General features: G+C 65.5%; 15 protein-coding genes. 6 read left to right on the top strand and 9 right to left on the bottom strand.

The window, feature by feature from the left end; translation table 11 throughout:
* Positions 1 to 4 precede the first annotated feature (4 nt).
* Together ACLQ7E_RS00965 and ACLQ7E_RS00970 are read left to right on the top strand one after the other, a co-directional pair.
* Positions 5 to 889, top strand: coding sequence for an urease accessory protein UreD (locus tag ACLQ7E_RS00965; protein ID WP_411730653.1), 885 nt, complete (start codon positions 5 to 7; stop codon positions 887 to 889).
* A gap of 726 nt (positions 890 to 1,615) precedes the next feature.
* The gene (locus ACLQ7E_RS00970; RefSeq protein ID WP_411730654.1) at positions 1,616 to 2,668 is read left to right on the top strand and encodes an ECF transporter S component; all 1,053 of its coding nucleotides are present in this window, start codon (positions 1,616 to 1,618) and stop codon (positions 2,666 to 2,668) included.
* A gap of 28 nt (positions 2,669 to 2,696) precedes the next feature.
* On the opposite strand, the gene ACLQ7E_RS00975 is transcribed toward ACLQ7E_RS00970, so the two are convergent.
* From ACLQ7E_RS00975 to ACLQ7E_RS00990, 4 genes are read right to left on the bottom strand one after another with little or no spacing between them, the layout of a single operon-like run.
* Entirely contained in the window at positions 2,697 to 3,401 is a 705-nt protein-coding gene (locus ACLQ7E_RS00975) for an ABC transporter ATP-binding protein (protein WP_411730655.1), read from the bottom strand.
* Entirely contained in the window at positions 3,398 to 5,035 is a 1,638-nt protein-coding gene (locus ACLQ7E_RS00980) for an ABC transporter permease subunit (protein WP_411730656.1), read from the bottom strand. The genes ACLQ7E_RS00975 and ACLQ7E_RS00980 overlap by 4 nt, the downstream gene beginning before the upstream one ends.
* Positions 5,025 to 6,038 carry an ABC transporter permease gene (locus ACLQ7E_RS00985; RefSeq protein ID WP_411730657.1) on the bottom strand — a complete coding sequence of 338 codons (1,014 nt, stop codon included), beginning with the start codon at positions 6,036 to 6,038 and terminating at the stop codon, positions 5,025 to 5,027. The genes ACLQ7E_RS00980 and ACLQ7E_RS00985 overlap by 11 nt, the downstream gene beginning before the upstream one ends.
* Complete coding sequence (locus ACLQ7E_RS00990) at positions 6,035 to 7,663, bottom strand: ABC transporter substrate-binding protein (protein WP_411730658.1); 1,629 nt, start codon at positions 7,661 to 7,663, stop codon at positions 6,035 to 6,037. Before ACLQ7E_RS00990 ends, ACLQ7E_RS00985 begins: the two co-directional genes overlap by 4 nt.
* A gap of 155 nt (positions 7,664 to 7,818) precedes the next feature.
* Here ACLQ7E_RS00990 and ACLQ7E_RS00995 point away from each other — a divergent pair, with 155 nt between their 5' ends.
* Entirely contained in the window at positions 7,819 to 8,172 is a 354-nt protein-coding gene (locus ACLQ7E_RS00995; RefSeq protein ID WP_411730659.1) for an ArsR/SmtB family transcription factor, read from the top strand.
* Positions 8,173 to 8,272: 100 nt separating this feature from the next.
* Here the strand turns inward: ACLQ7E_RS00995 and ACLQ7E_RS01000 are convergent, their stop codons facing one another.
* Positions 8,273 to 9,373 carry an NADH:flavin oxidoreductase/NADH oxidase gene (locus ACLQ7E_RS01000; RefSeq protein ID WP_411730660.1) on the bottom strand — a complete coding sequence of 367 codons (1,101 nt, stop codon included), beginning with the start codon at positions 9,371 to 9,373 and terminating at the stop codon, positions 8,273 to 8,275.
* Between the two features lie 113 nt (positions 9,374 to 9,486).
* On the opposite strand from ACLQ7E_RS01000, the gene ACLQ7E_RS01005 reads away from it, so the two are divergent.
* Both ACLQ7E_RS01005 and ACLQ7E_RS01010 read left to right on the top strand, forming a co-directional pair.
* A complete protein-coding gene (locus tag ACLQ7E_RS01005) occupies positions 9,487 to 9,792 on the top strand; it encodes an ArsR/SmtB family transcription factor (protein WP_411730661.1) in 306 nt (101 codons plus the stop codon).
* 511 nt (positions 9,793 to 10,303) lie between these two features.
* A complete protein-coding gene (locus ACLQ7E_RS01010) occupies positions 10,304 to 11,521 on the top strand; it encodes an IS30 family transposase (RefSeq protein WP_411730685.1) in 1,218 nt (405 codons plus the stop codon).
* An 84-nt stretch (positions 11,522 to 11,605) separates the two neighbouring features.
* On the opposite strand, the gene ACLQ7E_RS01015 is transcribed toward ACLQ7E_RS01010, so the two are convergent.
* The 4 genes from ACLQ7E_RS01015 to ACLQ7E_RS01030 all read right to left on the bottom strand — a co-directional run bounded on the left by ACLQ7E_RS01015 (position 11,606) and on the right by ACLQ7E_RS01030 (position 17,096).
* Positions 11,606 to 13,984, bottom strand: coding sequence for a glycoside hydrolase family 3 N-terminal domain-containing protein (locus ACLQ7E_RS01015; RefSeq protein ID WP_411730662.1), 2,379 nt, complete (start codon positions 13,982 to 13,984; stop codon positions 11,606 to 11,608).
* 387 nt (positions 13,985 to 14,371) lie between these two features.
* Positions 14,372 to 15,682: a TRAP transporter large permease gene (locus ACLQ7E_RS01020; protein WP_411730663.1), complete on the bottom strand. Its 1,311-nt coding sequence runs from the start codon at positions 15,680 to 15,682 to the stop codon at positions 14,372 to 14,374.
* Between the two features lie 2 nt (positions 15,683 to 15,684).
* On the bottom strand, positions 15,685 to 16,194 hold the full coding sequence (locus tag ACLQ7E_RS01025; RefSeq protein WP_411730664.1) for a TRAP transporter small permease: 510 nt from the start codon (positions 16,192 to 16,194) through the stop codon (positions 15,685 to 15,687).
* A complete protein-coding gene (locus ACLQ7E_RS01030; protein WP_411730665.1) occupies positions 16,191 to 17,096 on the bottom strand; it encodes a TRAP transporter substrate-binding protein in 906 nt (301 codons plus the stop codon). The genes ACLQ7E_RS01025 and ACLQ7E_RS01030 overlap by 4 nt, the downstream gene beginning before the upstream one ends.
* A 298-nt stretch (positions 17,097 to 17,394) precedes the next feature.
* Here ACLQ7E_RS01030 and ACLQ7E_RS01035 point away from each other — a divergent pair, with 298 nt between their 5' ends.
* Positions 17,395 to 18,411 (top strand): LacI family DNA-binding transcriptional regulator, encoded by a 1,017-nt coding sequence (locus tag ACLQ7E_RS01035; protein WP_411730666.1) that lies wholly within the window; start codon positions 17,395 to 17,397, stop codon positions 18,409 to 18,411.
* The last annotated feature ends 37 nt before the right edge of the window (positions 18,412 to 18,448 follow it).

An 18,448-nucleotide genomic window follows, 5' to 3' on the forward strand; every position in this document is an offset into this window, starting at 1 on the left:
GACCATGGCCGAGCAGCCAGCCATCCAAGAGCTGGGCCCCTCGCCCTTCGCCGGGACCAGGCTCGTGGGCGAACTGCGCCTGCGCATCGGCACGCGCGCCGGCAAGGCTATCGCCACCCGGCAGTACCACGCCGGTGCCCTGCGGATCCTGCGCCCGCACTACCTCGATGACACCGCCCAGGTCTGCTACACCATCGTTAACCCCGGCGGTGGGTACCTGGGCGGGGACAGCTACGGCATCGAGGTCTCGGTGGACGAGGACACCTCGCTGCTGCTGACCACGCAGTCGGCCACCAAGGTGTACAAGACCCCCGGCACCCACGCACGCCAAGACATGGTGGTGCGCCTGGGCAAGGGCGCCGTGCTCGAATATGTGCCCGACCAGCTCATCGCCTACCGCGGGGCCAGTTACCGGCAGTTCACCACGGTGGACATGCACAAGGATTCCAGCCTGCTCTTCTGTGAGGTACTCACCCCGGGGTGGAGCCCGGACGGGAAGCTCTTCCGCTACGACGAGGTGCGGCTGCGCACCGAGGTTTGCGTGGACGGGCGCCTGGCGGTGCTGGACAACCTGCTGGTGAGACCGGGGGCGGACTCGCTGGATTCACTGCTCTTCCTGCAGGACTATACGCATGTGGGAATGCTGCTGGCCATCGATGCGAACATCGCCAGCGGCGACGTCGAGCGAATCCGCGAGCTGGCGTACCGGATCGGGGAGGCCCAGCGCACGCCGGTGCACCTGGGCATCAGCCAGGTGCCGGGCCCGGGGGTTGCGGTGCGGGCGCTGTCGAACTCCACCGAGGCCATCAATGCTGTCCTGATGGCGTTGGTGGACGATCTTCGCCACCACCTGCGGGGCCAAAAGCCGCTGAACCTGCGGAAGTATTAGGGCGTTGTCCCCACCGGGGTTCCTGCCGGAGGCCTGGCATCACGCCATCGGCGGCAGCCCGAACCCCTGGCGGTCGGTCCTGCATGGGGTCTTCGACTCGTGCCCGCCGTCCGTGCGCAGATTCGACAGCAGACCGGCCTCTGTGCTCGGCACGCCCCCAAGTTTGGTCGTGCCGAGTACACAGGAGACGGTCGCGAAACCGTCTTGGGTCTGCACCCGGGCCGCTGCGATCCGGGCAGTGTTCATACACTCGCCGTCGACCGGTGCTCCCGGGTGTATCGTGCTGCTCTTCCGGGTATCAGATTCCAAGTGAGGAATGTATTGAAACGCCGGCGATGTGATGATGCGGGTCGGGTACGGCGGGCCAAGGCCGACCGCAAGAACCCGAACGGCTATTGCGGTTCCCGGTCAGGGCCCCGCATAATTCGTTGTTCTTTCTGGCAGTAACCCCTCGCTGTTCCACGGGTGCAATGAAAAGAGTCGAAGATTGGGACGCTTCGCTCCCGGTCTCCGGGTGAACAAAACGTAGCGCTCGGGCGACGTCCAATAATCAAGATAGCTGACGCGACAAGCGAAAAGACAAGGTTGGCGAGTTCTCGAACAACCCCGAACAAAGCCGAATATTCCGAACGGCCCGTAACGACCTTCCTGGTGGGCCCGCGGGGTGCCTATGATTCAGGTGGGGCCTTGTGCGGCATGCGCGCGGCAGTAGTTGAAGAGGACTGAATGATTGACCAACCTCGTGCTGCGGAGCGACCTGGGTGTTCGTATGACGAAATCGCCCAGGGCTTGCAGCAATTGCGCTTCGCCGGCGGCGATATTTCCTATGCCGAGATAGTTCGTCGAATTGCGACCCACAGGGAACGTGAAGGTGTGGACGCCACTAATGCCCGACCCGCACGCACGACTGTCTATGACGCCTTCCGAACGGGGCGGGCGCGAGTCAACCCCCAACTTGTCGGCGAAATCGCCCGCGTTCTCGGAGCGTCCGAAGTTGAGGTTGCCCAGTGGGAAGAGCGCTGCCTTCAGGCCAGGCGGAATCCGCAAGCGGCCCCTGCCCCGATACTGGAAGCTTCGCCCGGACCGGCCGTCCCGCAGCCCATTGTGGTTGATGCGGCGGCTCCGGCAAGACGCCGAAAACTCATACTTGTTCTGGCATGTATTTGTTTGAACGTACTCGGCTTCACCTTGGTGGCCACGTTGGGACTGCCACTTTATTTCGACATGGTGGGCACAGCCATAGCCGCAATCGCGCTTGGTCCCTGGGCGGGCGTGGCCGTGGGGCTGTCCACCAACGCGATTGGCTTGGCCATCACCGACTCTTCGTCAATTGCCTTTGCGCTGGTCAACATCGCCGGTGCGTTGGTGTGGGGATATGGAGCGCGGCGCCTTCGACTGTGCCAGACCTTTCCCAGGTACTTGTTGCTCAATGTCCTCGTTGCACTTAGCTGTTCGCTGGTCGCAACGGCCTTGCTGGTTCTGCTGTTCAATGGTGGAACCGGCCACGCATCGGAGACGACAACCCGGAACCTCACGGAGATGGGTAATTCCTTGTCCCTGGCCGTCCTGGGATCAAACGTGGTTCATTCGTTGGCCGACAAACTGCTGACTGGTTTTGTCGTTCTTGGTGCGTTGGGCGCGGTTCGGCGATGGATCGAGGTTCCGTTCTACGAAACGTTGAGCGCCGATGTGATGCTCCATTTGAAAGCGGTTGGCGATCCTGTCCGCGGTTCCGGGCCTGGACCCATCGGTGGACCGCTCGTCTATCGGTCCAGGTAGCAGACCCCCGGCCGGGGGCTCCCAGGTCTTAGGCTCGAGCGACGATACTTCCGGCGTGGTTGACCCGTGCAAGATCCACCAGCGTGTGGGCAACCCTGGACAGTGCGGCGCGGTCGTGCGAGGCGATGAGGACGGCGGCCCCGTCGGCGGCGCGGTCGGCCAACAGCCGCAGGATGGACGCGGTGGTTCGCGCGTCCAACTGTGCCGTGGGTTCGTCGCAGATGAGCACCGCGGGGTCAAGGGCAAGGGCGCGGGCCAGCATGGCCCGCTGGAGCTGTCCGTCCGAGACCTGGTGCGGGTAGTGGTGCAGGAGCGCCGGATCCAATTGCACCAGCTCGGCCAACTCGGCCACCCGTTCCGAATAGCGCTGCGGGCGGGGGCGAAGCGCGCCATCGCGGAAGGCCAGCGGAGCACAGATCAAGGAGTCAAGCCGCAGGCGCGGATCGGCGGCCGCACGCGGGGACTGCAGCACCACGCCCACACAATGGCGCAGCTGGTGCGGAACCGGGGAGCCGGGTGCAAATGCCTGCCCATTGATGAGCACGGTCCCCGAATCCGCGGGCGCCATCAATGCGGCAATCCGCAGCAATGTTGATTTGCCGGTCCCCGAGGGCGCGCCAAGCCCCACGAGTTCCCCCGCGCCAACCCCGAGGCTCACCCCGTCCAGCAGGTTCCCCGAGTCCGGCGCGGTGCCGGGGTGGGTGAAGGAGACATCCATCATTTCCAGGCTCATGCCAGCGCTCCCAACAGCGAACCGGTCGCCGGATGAACCGGGTTGGCGAGCACGTCCCCGGCCGGACCCGATTCAACGATCCGTCCGTCCTCCACCACCGCGATGTGGTCGGCGATGCGGCGGGCCAGGCGGATATCGTGGGTGACCATGATGACCGTGGTGCCCGCCGCGGCCTGGGCACGCAAGAGTTCCTCCATGAGGTCCACCGTGTGGGCATCAAGCGCGCTGGTGGGCTCGTCCACCAGCAGGATCCGGGCCCCGGCGGCAATACCCAGGCCGAGCACTACACGCTGGGCCTGGCCGCCGGACAGCTCGTGGGGGTAGCGCGCGGCCAACGACCCGTCGATGGCCGCAGCCCCGAACGCCTCGATGACGTCGGTGGGGGATGCGGGCCGTCCTGCAGCCCTGAGCGTTTGCCGCATTTGTGCGGCCACCGTCCGCACGGGGTTCAGCGCGGTGCCGGCCGAGCCCGGAACCAAGACGGTTTCGGTGCCCCGCGCTGCTCCAAGCCCCTCTTGGTCGAGCGTCCGCCCGTTGACGTTGATGTTTCCCGTGAAACGGGCACCGGCAGGCAATAGCCCGGTCAGGGTACGCAAAAGCAGGGACTTGCCCGCGCCGGAGGTGCCAAGGATGACATTGATGCACCCGGGATCGGCCCGGTAATCGATCCCCTTGAGCACCGATGAACATGCATCGGGATCGGTGGTTGAGGGGAGCCAGAGGTTCAGGTCCGCAGCCATGATTGCCGCGGTGTCGCCGGGGGCCGCAAGATCCACGGAAGTGGAAGGAGTGGCCGGCGCGGTGCCGCTGCCCTTCCTGAAGAACCGGGCCGGTCGGTCGCGCAACCGCCTGGTTCCAGCAGTGTCCGCCAGGGAAAGGGTGGACCAACTCAGCAGCACCAGCAGCCCGGCGGGGAACACCAACAGCCACCAGGCTCCCACTAACATTCCGCCGCGGGCATCCTCCAGCAGCAGGCCGAGCGATGCGGCCTCCGGAGGCAACCCCACGCCCAGGAAGGAGAGTGCGCTTTCGTGCCAAATGGCATGCGGCAGCGCCAACACCAGGGCAATGGCAGCCTGCGGGGCAACCGCCGGGACCAGGTGGGTAAACCAGATGAACCCTGTCCCCGCGCCCGAGGCCTTGGCCAGCCGGACGTAGTCGGTGCTGCGTTCGCTGACCAGCCGCGAGCGCACGATCCGCGCCACCTGCGTCCAGTGTGTCAACGCAATGGACAGCACAATCGCCCACCAATGGCCGCGCCACAACGCCACGACCACGACCGCCAGCAACAGGTGCGGCAAGGCGTTGGTGGCATCCACCAGGCGCATGGCAATGCGGTCGACAAGCCCTCCGCGCCAGGCGGCCAACAACCCCACGCCCACACCCAGCACTGTTGAAAACACCGAGGCGCCCAACGCCAAAAGCAAGGATGTCCGAAGCGCCTGGGCGGAACGGATCCACACATCCCTGCCCAATTGGTCGGTTCCAAAGAAGTGGTCGGCCGAGGGGGCCCGCAGCACCGCACCCAGATCCACCGCGCGTGGATCCAGTGGCTGCAGCCAGGGCACCAACACGGCATAGAGTACGGCCAGGACCAGCAGGAGCACCGGAAGCGGGCGGGGCCTAAACATCATTCACCCGCGGATCAAGCACAAGATAACAGGCATCGGCCAGCGCGGAACCGGCAAAGACCGCCGTGCAGGTCAGGGCCGTGACGGCCGCCAGAAGCGGGAAATCGCCCGCAGTTGCAGAGGCAACCGTTGCGGATGCCAATCCAGGCCAGGAAAACACGGCTTCGATGAGCAAGGCACCGGTGACCAGCTCGCCCAACCTGGAACCCACCACGGTCATGAACGGCAGCAGGGCCACCGGAAGCACGTGGGTGCGCAGCACGGTGAATTCGCCCAGTCCGCGTCCGCGCGCTGCCAACACCGCATCGGACTGAAGGGCCTCGAGCACAGAGGCCCGCAGGTTCAGCACCAGCCAGGGCAGCAGGGTCACCGCCAGCACGCCCACCGGCAGTACCAGGTGCAGGGCAAGGCCCGACGGTGTGGGGTCCGCGCCACCCGCGGCAGCACCGCCGGCAGGCAGGCCCAGGCCAATCGCGAAAACGGCGATGGCCACCAACCCCAGGACAAAGGGCGGGACGGCCTGGGCAATGTGGACAAGACCCAGCGCCATGGCGTCAATGGGCGAGCCCGGGTGCCGGGCGGCTCCCACGGCCAACGCCACGGACAGCCCAATGGCCACGAGCAAGCCCAGCCCGGCCAGCAATGCGGTGTATGGAAGCCGTTCGGAGACCACCTGGGCCACCGGTTGCCCATAGAGGCGCGAGACTCCCCAGTCCCCATGCAGCGCACCGCCAACCCAGCGACCCCAGATCGCGTACCAGGCATCGTTGAGACCCAATTCCCGGGCCAACGTTTCCCTTTGGGCGCCGGTGGCGTGTTCATAGTGCGAGCCCATGTACATGGCCAACGGGTTGAAGGGTGCGAGGGACGCAAGCCAAAAGACCGCGGCGGTGATCCCCGCCGTGGCAGGAACCCCCACGAACGCGCGCCGCCCCAGCAGGGACAAGGCCTCGCCGGTACGGGAACGCCGCGGTGCCAGGTTCCCTGCCGAACCGCGCGGACTCATGGCTTCGGAACCCATTGGCCGATCTTGACCCACGGGCCCCACGCAGTGCCGTGGTCGTGGGGTTCAAGCAGCGTCCCGGTGCCCTGCCAGTGATCGGTGACGGAGGTGCGCTGGACGTAGGTGTGGTCGATGAAGGCCAGCAGGACCATGGAAGGTTCGCTGACGTAGAGGCGCTGTACCTCGCGGTATGCGGCGGCCCGCTTCGCGGGGTCCAAAGTGGTGCGTCCGGTTTCCAGGGCCTGGTCCATGGCCGGATCGGCGAACCTGCTCGGGTTGTCGTAGTAGGCGCCGGTCGCCGGGTAGGAGGAATGCAGCATCTTGTACAGCTGGGTGTCCACGTCGTATGGGGTGTCGCCGCCGCCCAGCATGATTGCATCGGTGCCCACCCGCGGCTCGGCCTGGTCGAACGTGGCGGCCTCGACCGACACGTCAATGCCGAGCTGCTTCATCTGGGCCGAGAATGCCAGGGAGAGGTCCCGTCGCAGCTGGTCCCCGGGGTTGTACATGAGCGTGAATGCGGCAGGCATCCCGTCCTTGGACCGCATTGAATCGTCCCCCGCAACCCACCCGGACGCATCCAGGAGCGCCGCGGCACGCCGGGCGTCGTGGGCGAAGACGGCAGACGGGTTGAACGCGCCGCCGTACTCGGCCGCCACGAAGGTGTGCGCCGGGCGCCCGGATCCGGCCAGGACGCCGTCGATCAGCAACTGCCGGTCCACCGCAAGATTCAGTGCCAGGCGCACCTTCGGGTCACCGGTCAGCGGGTTGTCCGCCGGCAGGGAGAGGCCGCGCCAGTCGGCGGAAGTGGCCTTCACCAGCTCGAAGTCGGGGTTGGTGGAAAGGCCTGCCGCCAGGCGCGGGGGCAGGACGGTGCCGTCGAATTCCCCGGCCCGCATGCGCTGGGCCCGTGCGTTGTCATCGGGCGCCGCCTCGTAGGTGACGCGCTTGGGCGCGACCTCGCCGCCGCGGAAATCCGGGTTGGCGGCAAGGACCAGTCGCGAGGGGCCGATCGAATCCACCAGGTAGGGGCCGGTGCCGACGGGGGAGCGGTTCAGTGACGAGTCCTCCACGCGCTCACCGGGCACAATGGCTTCGGCCGGGGCAATGCCGATGAGCATGGCCGTCTTGAAGGAAACCTGGGATTCGCGCAGCGTGAACTGAACGGTGTGTGAATCCAGTGCCTTTACCTCCGCGACGTTGGAAAGCGTGCCCAGGATGGGAGAGGCGCTCGCCGGGTCCATGATGGCCTGGAAGCTGGCCACGACATCCGCCGCGTCAAAGGTGGTTCCGTCGCTGAACCTGGCGTCTTGGCGCAATTCGATCTTCCACGTGCGCGCGTCCTTGGAGACGGTGGGTTCGGCCGCGGCCAACAACGGCACGATCCGCGGCAATGCGTCCGGCGAACCCTCGAGCGTAAACAGGGATTCGTTGATCTTGCCCGTGCCGTTGTTGTCGAATCCGGCCAGCGGATTCAGCGTCTCGGGCAGGGCGGCGGTCAGCAGTGCCAGGGACGAGTCCGGCGACTCGGCATCGCCTGTCGCCGGCGCCGCGGATGAGCAGCCCGTGCCGGCCAATAGAATGGAACAGAGAAGGACCAGCGGCATCAGGCGTTGTGGATTGCGCACTTTCGGGGTTTTGGCCTTTCGCTGTGCCACCGGGCGTGTGATGGGGGTGTTGTTGCCCCTACTGTACATCTGTCTCATTGGACAGATGACGAGGCGGGGGAAGAGGCCCGGTGAGATCAGGCGCCAATCATTGGCACGGAAGGGGATGGAAGCGAATGCCGGAAACGGAACACAGCAAGATCGGGGCCGACGCCGTGGCCCGGTCCGAGGAAAACCTGCCCGAATGGATCGACGTCTTCGCCCTGTGTGCCGATGCCACGCGGATGCGGATCCTCATTGCCATGCACGCGGCCCCGGACTCCTCGGTGGGCCAGCTGGCGACCGCCGCGGCGCTGGGCGCCAACACCGTCACCCAGGCGCTGGCCACATTGCACAAGGCCGGCGTGGTGAGCGTGCGTGCCGACGGCCGCTACCGCCGCTGGACCCTGACCCATCCCGAAGTCCACCGGCTGCTGCACCAGATGCAGGCGCCGCATTCGCCGTTGCATCCCGAGCACCCGGACCACTAGCGGCTTCTCGGAACGGGGGGCCGGGTCCGGTCTCCACAACGGAATGCCCTGAAACAAAAAAGGTGCAGCCGGTTCCCCCGGCTGCACCTTTTGCCGCTCGCTACACGGCGTAGTCGTATTGCTTGATGAAGCGGCCCTCGGCGCCCAGGGCAGCGGCGGCGTTGTTGGCCCAGGACGCATCGCGCAAGAGCGCGCGCCCCAGGAACACCGCGTCGGCCGAGCCGTCGGCAATGAGCCCGTTGGCCTGGAGGGGGTCGGTGATCCGACCCACCGCGGCCACTGCCGGCCCACCGTCACCGACTGAGTTTCTGATGGCTGCCGCATTCGATGTCTGGTAATCGACGGTGTGCGGGATGTTGGCCGGAACGATCCCGCCGGAGGATGCATCGACGAGGTCGACCCCGCGCTCATGTGCCCAGCCGGCCAGGGTCGTTGAATCCTCGAGGGTCCAGGCGGCACGCCCGTCGCCCGCGTCCTCGGCGACCCAGTCGGTCGACGAGATCCGCAGGAACACCGGCTTGTCCGCCGGCCAGACCGCGCGGACCGCGTCGATGGCCTCCAGGACAATGCGGGCCCGGTTTTCCAGGGACCCGCCGTAGGAGTCCGTGCGTGTGTTGCTCAGCGGGGACAGGAAGGAATGGAGCAGGTATCCGTGGGCGGCGTGCACCTCCACGACCTCGTATCCTGCTTCCAGGGCGCGCCGTGCCGCAGATCCCCAGGCCTGGACCACGTCTTCGATGTCGTCCGGGGTCATCGCGCCGGGCACGGGCAGGTCAGGGAATTCCACGGCGCTCGGGGCCAGGGTGTCCCATCCACCCTCGGCCGGAGGCACCGGGCCGCCGCCGAGCCACGGGCGCTCGATGGAGGCCTTGCGTCCGGCGTGGGCGAGCTGCAACCCTGCCACGGCGCCGGCGGAGGTGATGGCCTTGACCAGTCGGCGGTGCGCCGCGACCTGGCCGTCGTTCCAGATGCCCAGATCGAAGGGGGAGATGCGTCCCTCGGGCTTGACGCCGGTGGCCTCGACCAGCACCAGTCCGACCCCGCCCGCGGCCCGCGACGCGTAGTGCGCCAGGTGGAAGTCGTTGGGTTCGCCGACCGACTGGCCGGAGGGGAGTGCCGAGTAGGTGCACATGGGCGACATCCAGGCGCGGTTGGGGAACGTGGTGCCGCGGATCGTGAAGGGCTCGAACAGCTGGGTCATGTGGTGGGCTCCTCTGGATTGGTACGATGGGTTACGTACTATGCAATGAATGCTAGTCCGATAAACGTCGTACTACCAACCAATGCGTCACCGAGAGAAGGATCGAAAGCACAATGCGAACCCTTGAGCACCCGGAGCCGGGTGTGTTGCGCCTGGAAACGGTGCTCGCCGCGTTGGCCGATCCGGTGCGCCTGGTCATTGTTCGGCAGCTGGCAAACGGCTGCGAGGACCAGGCCTGCATTGCCTTCGAGTTGCCGGTGACCAAGTCGACCTCGACCCACCACTTTCGGGTGCTTCGGGAGGCGGGGGTCATTACCCAGCATTATCGCGGCACAGCCATCTTGAACAACCTGCGGGATAAGACGCTCAACGAGCGTTTCCCGGGGTTGCTGGATGCCATCTTGCGTGCCGACGCCTAGCCAATAGGGCCTTCCGGGCCCGTGCCGGTCGGCCGCAAAGCGGAAGGCACCCGCCCCGAATGGGCGGATTCTAGCGGTCGTTGCAACACCCAGATCTTTGGGAGTTGCAACGACCGTGCCGTCTTTAACGAAGAAACCACCAACCGACAAGAATCCTTCAACCCCCCGGAAGTACTCCTCCGAGGATCGCGAGCGATTCCTGGTGGTCCTGGACCGGACCGGGAACGTGGCCGCGGCGGCCACCGAGCTCGGGTTCAATTCCAACAAGTGCTACCAATGGGCCCGCGAACTCACCCCGGATTCCACGTCGCCGGCCAGGGGCGCCAGGGGCAAGAAGAAGACCAAATACACCCAGGAACAAAAGGACGGATTCTTCACCGCCCTGGACCGGCTGGGGAGCGTGTCGGCGGCAGCCCGCGAGGCCGGCATCCCCGTGGGAACCTGCTTCCAATGGGCACGCAAGGCCGGAATGACGACGCTGGTGTCGCACGCAGGGAAACGGGAGGAATACCTGCGGCTGCGCAACGCCGGGGCGACCCAGAAGGAGGCGGCAGCGGCGGCGGGGGCAAACGTGCGCACCTGCCGGGACTGGGAGAACGGGATTCGAATGTCCCACGGCCGACGCATTTACCCGGACGGACGGGTCATCGACTACAAACAACGGGTGACTACTAACAATTCGGTCGACGGCTTGGCCTTCGCAACCCCGTTCCCGGGACTTGCCGCGCTGGAGAAACCGATCAGCGACCGCTACCTCTCCCTGCCCGAACGCGAGCGGATCCGCGACCTGCTCGCGGCCGGCACCTCGATGCGTGCCATCGCCAAGACCCTGGGCCGGCCGGTCTCCACTGTCAGCCGGGAGATCGCCCGCAACACCGGCCCCAACGGCTACCAGCCATACGCCGCGCACCGCGCCGCGGCCCAACGCCGGCCACGTCCCAAGACCAGCAGGCTCGCCTGCGAGGGAACCTTGCGAACATACGTCGGGGCCAAGTTGCTCCTAGGCTGGTCCCCGGAGCAAATCAGCAACCGGCTGAGGAAAATGCTCCCCGACAGGCCGGAGCTGCGCGTGTGCCACGAAACGATCTACCAGGCCCTTTACTTGCAGGCCCGCGGCGGCCTCAAGCGCGAGGTCGCCGCAGCCCTGCGCACCGGCCGCGCCCGCCGCAAGACCCGCCGCGACCCCGAGACGCGCACCAGCCGGTTCCGGGACCCGATGGTCAACATCTCCGAACGCCCGCCCGAGATCGAGGACCGCGCCGTCCCCGGGCACTGGGAAGGGGACCTGATCACCGGGATGCAAAACAAGACCGCGATCGCGACCCTGGTCGAGCGGAGCACCCGCTACGTCATGCTCGTCCACCTCGAGGGCGACCACACCGCCGCCACCGTCCGCGACGGGCTCATCAAGACCATGGGCGGGCTACCCGAACGGCTGAGGGGATCCCTGACCTGGGACCAAGGCGCAGAGATGGCCACGCACAAGGCCTTCTCCATGGCAACGGACATGGACGTCTACTTCTGCGACCCTGCAAGCCCCTGGCAACGCGGATCCAACGAGAACACCAACGGCCTGCTGCGCCAATACTTCCCCAAAGGCACCGACCTCTCGGTCCATAGCCCGGAAGAGCTCGAACGGGTCTCCCGCCTGCTCAACGGACGCCCACGCAAAACGCTCGGCTGGGATACCCCAACCGAGCGCCTGCGTGAACTACTGTTGGCAGCCTAGCCACCAGGTGTTGCAACGACCCCTAGAATCCAAGAATGACGGGTGGGTGCCTTCACTTATGGGGTCAGCGCCGTGGCGTGGGGATCAATATCCCAGGCCGAAGCCGAACGGGTAGAGCTCTCCGTCCGTGGTCTCCTCATAGCCCGGCAGGTCGCTGTACTGCTCGCGAATTGCCTCGGCCGTTCCGGCCAGCGCGAACGGCATCCGCCCCTGTGGGGCAACCTTGCCCGAAAGGATGTCGAGCAGGGCGGTGTCGTTCATCCCGAAGCCGGCCACGATGGCACCGGCGTCGCGCAGGCCGCTGGCCTCGTCCATGACGAACGGCTGGCGGAAGTACACGTGCAGGACAACCTTGCTGGGATCCTCCACCTCGCTCATGACCTGCTTGATGGTGTTCAGCGACGGGGTGATCTTCCACGACTCGGATTCGGCCATGGACGTGAAGTCCAGGATGCTTGATTCCCACGGCAGCGACCCGCCGAAGCGCAGTCCGTCATCGGTGCACGTCGGAGCGCCCTGGGTGACGCAAGCGTCGGCGGCACCGTAGGGGCTTTGCCCGTCGAGCCCTGCAACGCCGTCGAGCGTGACGGGGTTGATGTGTTCGGGGTTCATGCCGGAGGCGGGGTCGTTGCTGACGTAGGAGCCGGTGTTCGAGTTGTTCACCGTGATGTTGATCAGGGCGACGTCGCTGTCCGCGGCGCTGGGCCGGGCGGCCGGGTCCGTGGTGTTGCCGTTGGTCACGTTGTAGCCGTACTTGGAGACCTTTTCGGCGGAGATGTCTCCCAGGATGTAGACGTCGGACTCGGGCTTCAGCGGCAGGACCTTGCTGCCCTCGGCGGTTTCCTTGTTCTGCAACAGGACGGCGGACTTGCGCTGCAGGTCCAGGCCCACCTCGCGGTTTGCCGCGCTGCCGACCACGTCGTTCGCGGCGGCCGTGTCAACGTACGGGTTTTCGAACAGGCCCATGCTGAACATCGGTTCGGTCAGCCGCGTGGCGGCGAGCGTGATGCGCTCCTCGGTCAGCAGACCTGAATCGACCAGGTCGGTGATCGTCTTGACGTCGTGGAATCCGGAGAGGGTGTCGGTGCCGCCGTTGATGGCAGCTGCAACGCGCTCGGGAATGGTCTTGTCCTCCAGACCCCAGGCGCGGTCGTTGATGATGCCGGTGTCCGAGTTGACGTAGCCCTTGAATCCGAGCTCGTCGCGCAAAAGGTCATTGACGATCTGCTTGGAGAAGGCCATGCCGGTCTGGTCGTAGGTGACGCCGTTGTGCGTGACCTCCACCGGGGCGCCGTAGTACGGCATGATCGAGGAGACTCCGGCCTTGATGGCCGCTTCGAAGGGCTTGAGGTGTTCGCCGAAGGCGCCGCCCGGGTAGACCTGGGTCTTGCCGAAGGAATAGTGGGCATCCAGGCCCAGTTCCTGCGGTCCGCCGCCCGGGAAGTGCTTCATGGTCAGCGCAACGGAAGTGTCCGGGCTCAGCGAGGAGCCCTCGTCGTCGAGCGGACCCTGCAGGGACTGAACCAGCGTGGTCATGATGTTGGAGTTCAAGTCCGCGTCTTCGGTGAACGTCTCATGTGCGCGGTACCAGCGCGGCTCGGTGGAGAGGTCGGCCATGTAGCCGTACATCCCGCGAAGCCCGATGGACTCCCATTCATCGCCCATGACACCGGCGAAGTCCTCGACGACCGACATGTCTCCGGCGGTCGGCGCCTGCCCGGTGCGCACTGCCTCCTCGCCCAATGCCGCCGCGGCGATGCCGGCCTCCTTCGGGAAGGCGGTGAATGCCCCGGCCGATTCGTTGATGCCGGCGCGCGCGTTCGGGTCGATGTGGTTGCGGGCGTTGGACTTGTAGAGCATCGGGATGCCCAGGCGGGTGGCCTCGCCGAGTTCCTGGACCGAGTTCATGTACGTGGCAGCTTCCTGCGGCGTCAGGGACGTGCTGGCCTGGAAGCCTCCGCCGGAAGCGCCGCAGACGGCCTTGTCTTCGCTCGTGACGGTGTTGCGGAAGATGAAGCGGTGCATCTTCTGGTCGTTGATGTAGCCTGTCGCCGCCGGGTCAAGGGTGCCGCGCACCTTCGTGTCCGGGTCGCAGGAGGCGTTGAGCGTATCGATCAGCATGAGGCCGGACTTCTCCTCCAGCGTCATCAGCGACACCAGGTTCGCCGCGCGCTCGCCGGCGGGCAACCGCCAGTCCTCATAGGCGTCCAGCGTGCCGTTGGCATTGAGGTCCTTGAACGTGCGGCCCTTGACCGTGATGGTGTCCTTGACGCGGACACCGAGCGTCGGCGGCTTACCGTGGTTGCCTTCATTCTTATCGACCGCGGCGGGGGCGCTCTTGGCCGCGCCCTCCTGCGGCGGCAGCGCGCTTGCGGACGTTGCGCCCAGGGTCAGTATCAGGGGCAGGGCCAGGGCTGCCGCGGTGCGGCGCCGCTTCGAAGGTGGCGGGAACAATCGAGTCATGGTGAGCTCTCCGTTGAGTCAGGGTACGAGTTTCAATGGCGGGGCGATTGTGATGTCCACCATAGGATGCAGCTCAACTGTGACGCCAATCACTCGGATAATGCACGTGGTTGCCATATATTGCCTTCGTTTCACAAGGGTGCCGCGCGCTAGAAGCGCCAATCGGAGCCGGACTCCCCACATCCAAATGGTGTGTCAGCGCCGTTGATCCCCATACCCGGATCCAGGGAAAACCGCCGGGCGAACGGCACCCAGGAATGCCCGGCATCCGTGCGGATTCTTGCGTCATCTCCTACGCAATTCCTCGCTTAAACGAGCGATGCGGTGCCGGAACCAGTGAATGGTTCCGGCACCGCATCTCGCCGATGGTGCTTGAAGTGCTTGCCGCTACTCGGCCAGGAGCCCCAGCACGTCAGGCAGCCACATGGAGAGCTGCGGGATGAACGTGACGACAAAGAGCATGGCAACCAGGGCCAGGAAGAACGGCACCAATGCCTTGATGACGGGTTCGGCACGCAGGCCCGCCACGCGGGCACCCACGAAGAGCACGTTGCCCACCGGCGGGGTGATCGTGCCCAGGCACAGGTTGAAGGTGACCATGATGCCGAAGTGGATCGGATCAACGCCGAAGGTGGTGACGATCGGCAGGAAGATCGGCACGAAGATCAGGATCGCCGGGGTCGGGTCCATAAAGGTGCCGACGATCAGCAGGATCACCATGATCAGGATGAGGATCAGCGTCGGTGAATCCGTCAGGCCAAGCAGCCCGGAGGAAATGGCGCCCGGGATGCCGGAGAAGGCCATGACCCAAGCCATGATCGTGGATACGCCCACGAGCAGCATGACGATGGCGGTGGTCAGCGTCGCGTCGATGAGGATCCGCGGCAGGTCACCGACCTTGATGGCCTTGTAGATGAAGCCCAGGATCAGGCAGTAAACCACGGCGATGGCCGCGGACTCGGTCGGGGTGAAGACGCCCGCGAGGATACCGCCAATGACGATGACGATCATCAGGATCGAGGGCACCGCACGCCAGATGGTCAGCAGTGCCACCGGCAGGGAGACCTTGGTGTGGTTTTTCAGCTCCGGGCGCTTGCGCACGTAGAGCCAAACCACCAACATGCAGGCGAGGGCCCACAGGATGCCCGGGATGTAGCCGGCCACGAAGAGCGTGGCAATCGAGGTGCTGGAAACCAGCGAGTACACGATCAGGGTATTCGACGGCGGAATCAGCATGCCCGAGGGGGCCGAGGCGATGTTGACGGCCGCGGAGAAGTTCCTGTCGTAGCCTTCCTTGCGCTGGCGCGGGCCAATGACACCGCCGACCGCGGCGGCCGAGGCGACTGCCGCACCGGAAACCGAGCCAAAGAGGGCGTTGGCCACGACGTTGGTCTGGGCCAGGGAGCCGGGGGTGCGGCCTACCAGGACCTTGGCCGCATCGATGAGGCGTCCGGCGATGCCGCCGTTGTTCATCAGCACGCCGGCCAGGATGAAGAACGGGATCGCGAGCAGGGTGAAGGAGTTGATGCCGGTGAACATCCGCTGTGCGGAGACGAAGGAGGCCTTTTCCAGGCCGATCACTGCGGCCACGGCCAGGAAGGCGGAAATGCCGACGGCAACGGCAATCGGGACGCGTGCCAGCAAGAGCACGGCGATGCCGACGATCAGGACAATTCCTGCTACAAGTGCTGCATCCATAGCTAGATCGCCTCCCGGATTTCTTCGTCGTTGTCGTTGGGCAGGCCGCGTCCGTGCAGCGCCTCAACCAGGTGGTAAATCGCGTAGAACGCTGTCATGAGCCCGGAGATCGGCAGGGCCAGGTACATGGCGCCGATGTTCAACGGAAGCCCGGAGATCTTCTGGCTCCAGGTCATGTCCACGCCGCGGAGACCGCCCCACACCAGCACGAACACCGCGAAGAGCAGGATGATGACCTGGACGAAGACCTCGGTGGTGCGCTTCTCATTGATTTTCAGCGCGCGGACCAGGAAGTCCACGGCAATGTGCCCGCGGTCGGAAAAGACGTAGGCGGAACCGAAGAGAGCCAGCCAGACAAAGAGGTACTGGGCCAGGGACGTGGTCCAGGTGGCAGGGGCGTGCATGACCTGGCGGCTAAAGACCTGCCAGCAGACCACCAGCACGAGGGCGCTGAATAGGATGACACACAGCCACTTCAGCGTGACGTCAAGAACGGATTTGACGGCGTTCACTTTCCGGCCTCCTTGATGTTGTCGTAGAGCTCGTGGGCCGTCTCGCTCTTGAGGGCTCCTTCGACCACCGGGGCCAGGGCCTTGCGGAATGCCTCTTCGTCGACGTCGTTGAACTTCGTCCCGGAGGCGGTGGCCTTGTCGATGGAGCTTTGCGTATTGGTCAGCCAGAGCAAGACATGCTCGTCAACGGTCTTTTGCCATTCGGCTTTGAGGATCTCGCGGTCCTGAGGGTTCATCTTCGCCATGAGTTCGGAGTTGATGAGCATATAGTCAAGGCCCACCAGGTGGCGGGTGCGGGCAACGTACTTGGCCACCTCATTGTGCTTCTGGGTGAGGTAGGAAACCTCGTTGTTTTCGGCGCCGTCAAGCACGCCGGACTGCATCGCGGTGTAGACCTCGCCGTACGACATCGGGGTTGCGGAGGCGCCCATGGCGTTGACCATCGCAATGTGGATGTCAGATTCCTGGACCCGGATCTTCATGCCGGCCAAGTCGGCCGGCTTCTGGATGGGACCTTCGGCGGTATAGAGGTTGCGGTCGCCCTGGGTGAGTCCGCCAAGCACCGTGAGGTTCTTGGATTCCTCGAGCGAGGAGAACAGCTCGCCGACGATTCCTGGGTTCCGCAGCACGGAGATCTGGTGCTCGATGCTGTTGAAGACCGTGGGCAGGTTCAGCGTGGCGAATTCGGGGTTCAGGTTTTCCAGCTGGGTGCCCGAGGCGATGGCCATGTCGACCGAGCCGTCGGAGACCAGCTGGATGACTTCCTGCTGGGCGCCGAGGGTCTCGTTGGGGTAGACCTTGATGTCCCAGCGGCCGTCGGTGGCCTGCTTCAGGCGTTCGCCGAAGCCGGTCAGGGCAATGTATGAGGGGTGGGTCTCTGATTGGTTGAGGGAAAGAACCATGGTCTTTCCCTCTTCTGCGGTCCCCGAGACGCCAGCGGTGCATGCACTTAAGCCAAGTACGGCTGCTGATGCCAGGGCGACGACTCGCAATATGCGAAGATTCATCTCTGGAGCTACTTTCCGGCCGACGAGGGGGCCACGTTGCCCCTTCGCCCTTGCGAAGCGATGCCTGCAAGGGCACCTCCCGGCCACATTGACGGTTGCATTGATGATGTACGCCACAATGCACGGCGACCCAATTGTTGCCACTAGTTGCCACGGACTTTCAAGTATCGGTCGGGCGCGCAAGGATAGGAGGGTGAGCCCCCAACCCGAAGAACCCCGTCCGGCAACGATCTACGATGTCGCGCGCATCGTGGGGGTTTCCGCGTCCACCGTTTCGCGGGCCTTCGCGCGCCCCGGCAGGGTCAGCTTTGCCACGGCGGAACGCATCCGCAAGGTCGCTGACGAAATCGGCTACCAGTCGGTGAGCGTGCGCCGTCCGATGGCCCAGGGGCGAAGTCGGCGCGGGACCATTGCCCTGGTGGTGGCCGACATTTCCAACCCGGTCTACTTCGAGATGATCCGCGGCGCCGAAGAGGAAGCCGCCCTGAACGGCTACACCATGCTCCTGGCCCACACCCGGGAATCCGGTGTCATTGAACGCGAGGCCATTGAGCGGTCCATGGATATCGTGGACGGGATCGTGCTCAGCAGTTCGCGCATGTCCGACGCCGCGATCCGGGCCATGGCCAAGCAAAAACCCACGGTGGTGATGAACCGCGGGGTCAAGGGCGTGGCCAGCGTGATCACCGACAATGTGCGCGGGGTGCGCCGGGCCATTGAGCACTTCAAGGAACTGGGACACCAGGAGATTTCCTACCTGGCCGGCCCCGAGGCCTCGTGGGCCGACTCAATGCGCTGGGGAGCCGTGAAGCAGGCGGGCCTGGAGCTCGACGTGCGGATCACCAAGGTCGAATCCGCAGCTCCCACCATGGACGGCGGGGCGCGCGCCGCGGACAAGGTCGCCACGGGAAAGGCCACCGCAGTGTTGGCCTACAACGACCAACTGGCCCTCGGGCTGATGCGCAGGCTGCAGGCCAACGGCTTTGGCATTCCCGAGGATTTCTCGATCATCGGCTTCGACAACTCCTCGGGCGCCTCGTTGATCGTCCCGGGGCTTTCCAGCGTTGCCGCGCCCCTGCATGCCCTGGGCGCCACGGCGGTGCGCAGCCTCCTGGCGATTTCTCGGGGCGCCGTTTCCACGCACGAACAGGCCGTGGTGCTTCCGACCCGGCTGGTGCTGCGCGGCTCCACCGCACGCCCCCGCGGCTAGGGAAAAATCAGGCCGCCGGACTAGTGGTGCAACTCAT

The organism is Paeniglutamicibacter sp., assembly GCF_046714615.1.
In the GTDB taxonomy this organism is placed as follows: domain Bacteria; phylum Actinomycetota; class Actinomycetes; order Actinomycetales; family Micrococcaceae; genus Paeniglutamicibacter.

Coding starts and splice junctions, on each gene's coding strand:
- ACLQ7E_RS00965 (WP_411730653.1), top strand. CDS start 5: ATGGCCGAGCAGCCAGCCATCCAAGAGCTGGGCCCCTCGCCCTTCGCC.
- ACLQ7E_RS00970 (WP_411730654.1), top strand. CDS start 1,616: ATGATTGACCAACCTCGTGCTGCGGAGCGACCTGGGTGTTCGTATGAC.
- ACLQ7E_RS00975 (WP_411730655.1), bottom strand. CDS start 3,401: ATGAGCCTGGAAATGATGGATGTCTCCTTCACCCACCCCGGCACCGCG.
- ACLQ7E_RS00980 (WP_411730656.1), bottom strand. CDS start 5,035: ATGATGTTTAGGCCCCGCCCGCTTCCGGTGCTCCTGCTGGTCCTGGCC.
- ACLQ7E_RS00985 (WP_411730657.1), bottom strand. CDS start 6,038: ATGAGTCCGCGCGGTTCGGCAGGGAACCTGGCACCGCGGCGTTCCCGT.
- ACLQ7E_RS00995 (WP_411730659.1), top strand. CDS start 7,819: ATGCCGGAAACGGAACACAGCAAGATCGGGGCCGACGCCGTGGCCCGG.
- ACLQ7E_RS01000 (WP_411730660.1), bottom strand. CDS start 9,373: ATGACCCAGCTGTTCGAGCCCTTCACGATCCGCGGCACCACGTTCCCC.
- ACLQ7E_RS01005 (WP_411730661.1), top strand. CDS start 9,487: ATGCGAACCCTTGAGCACCCGGAGCCGGGTGTGTTGCGCCTGGAAACG.
- ACLQ7E_RS01015 (WP_411730662.1), bottom strand. CDS start 13,984: ATGACTCGATTGTTCCCGCCACCTTCGAAGCGGCGCCGCACCGCGGCA.
- ACLQ7E_RS01020 (WP_411730663.1), bottom strand. CDS start 15,682: ATGGATGCAGCACTTGTAGCAGGAATTGTCCTGATCGTCGGCATCGCC.
- ACLQ7E_RS01030 (WP_411730665.1), bottom strand. CDS start 17,096: ATGGTTCTTTCCCTCAACCAATCAGAGACCCACCCCTCATACATTGCC.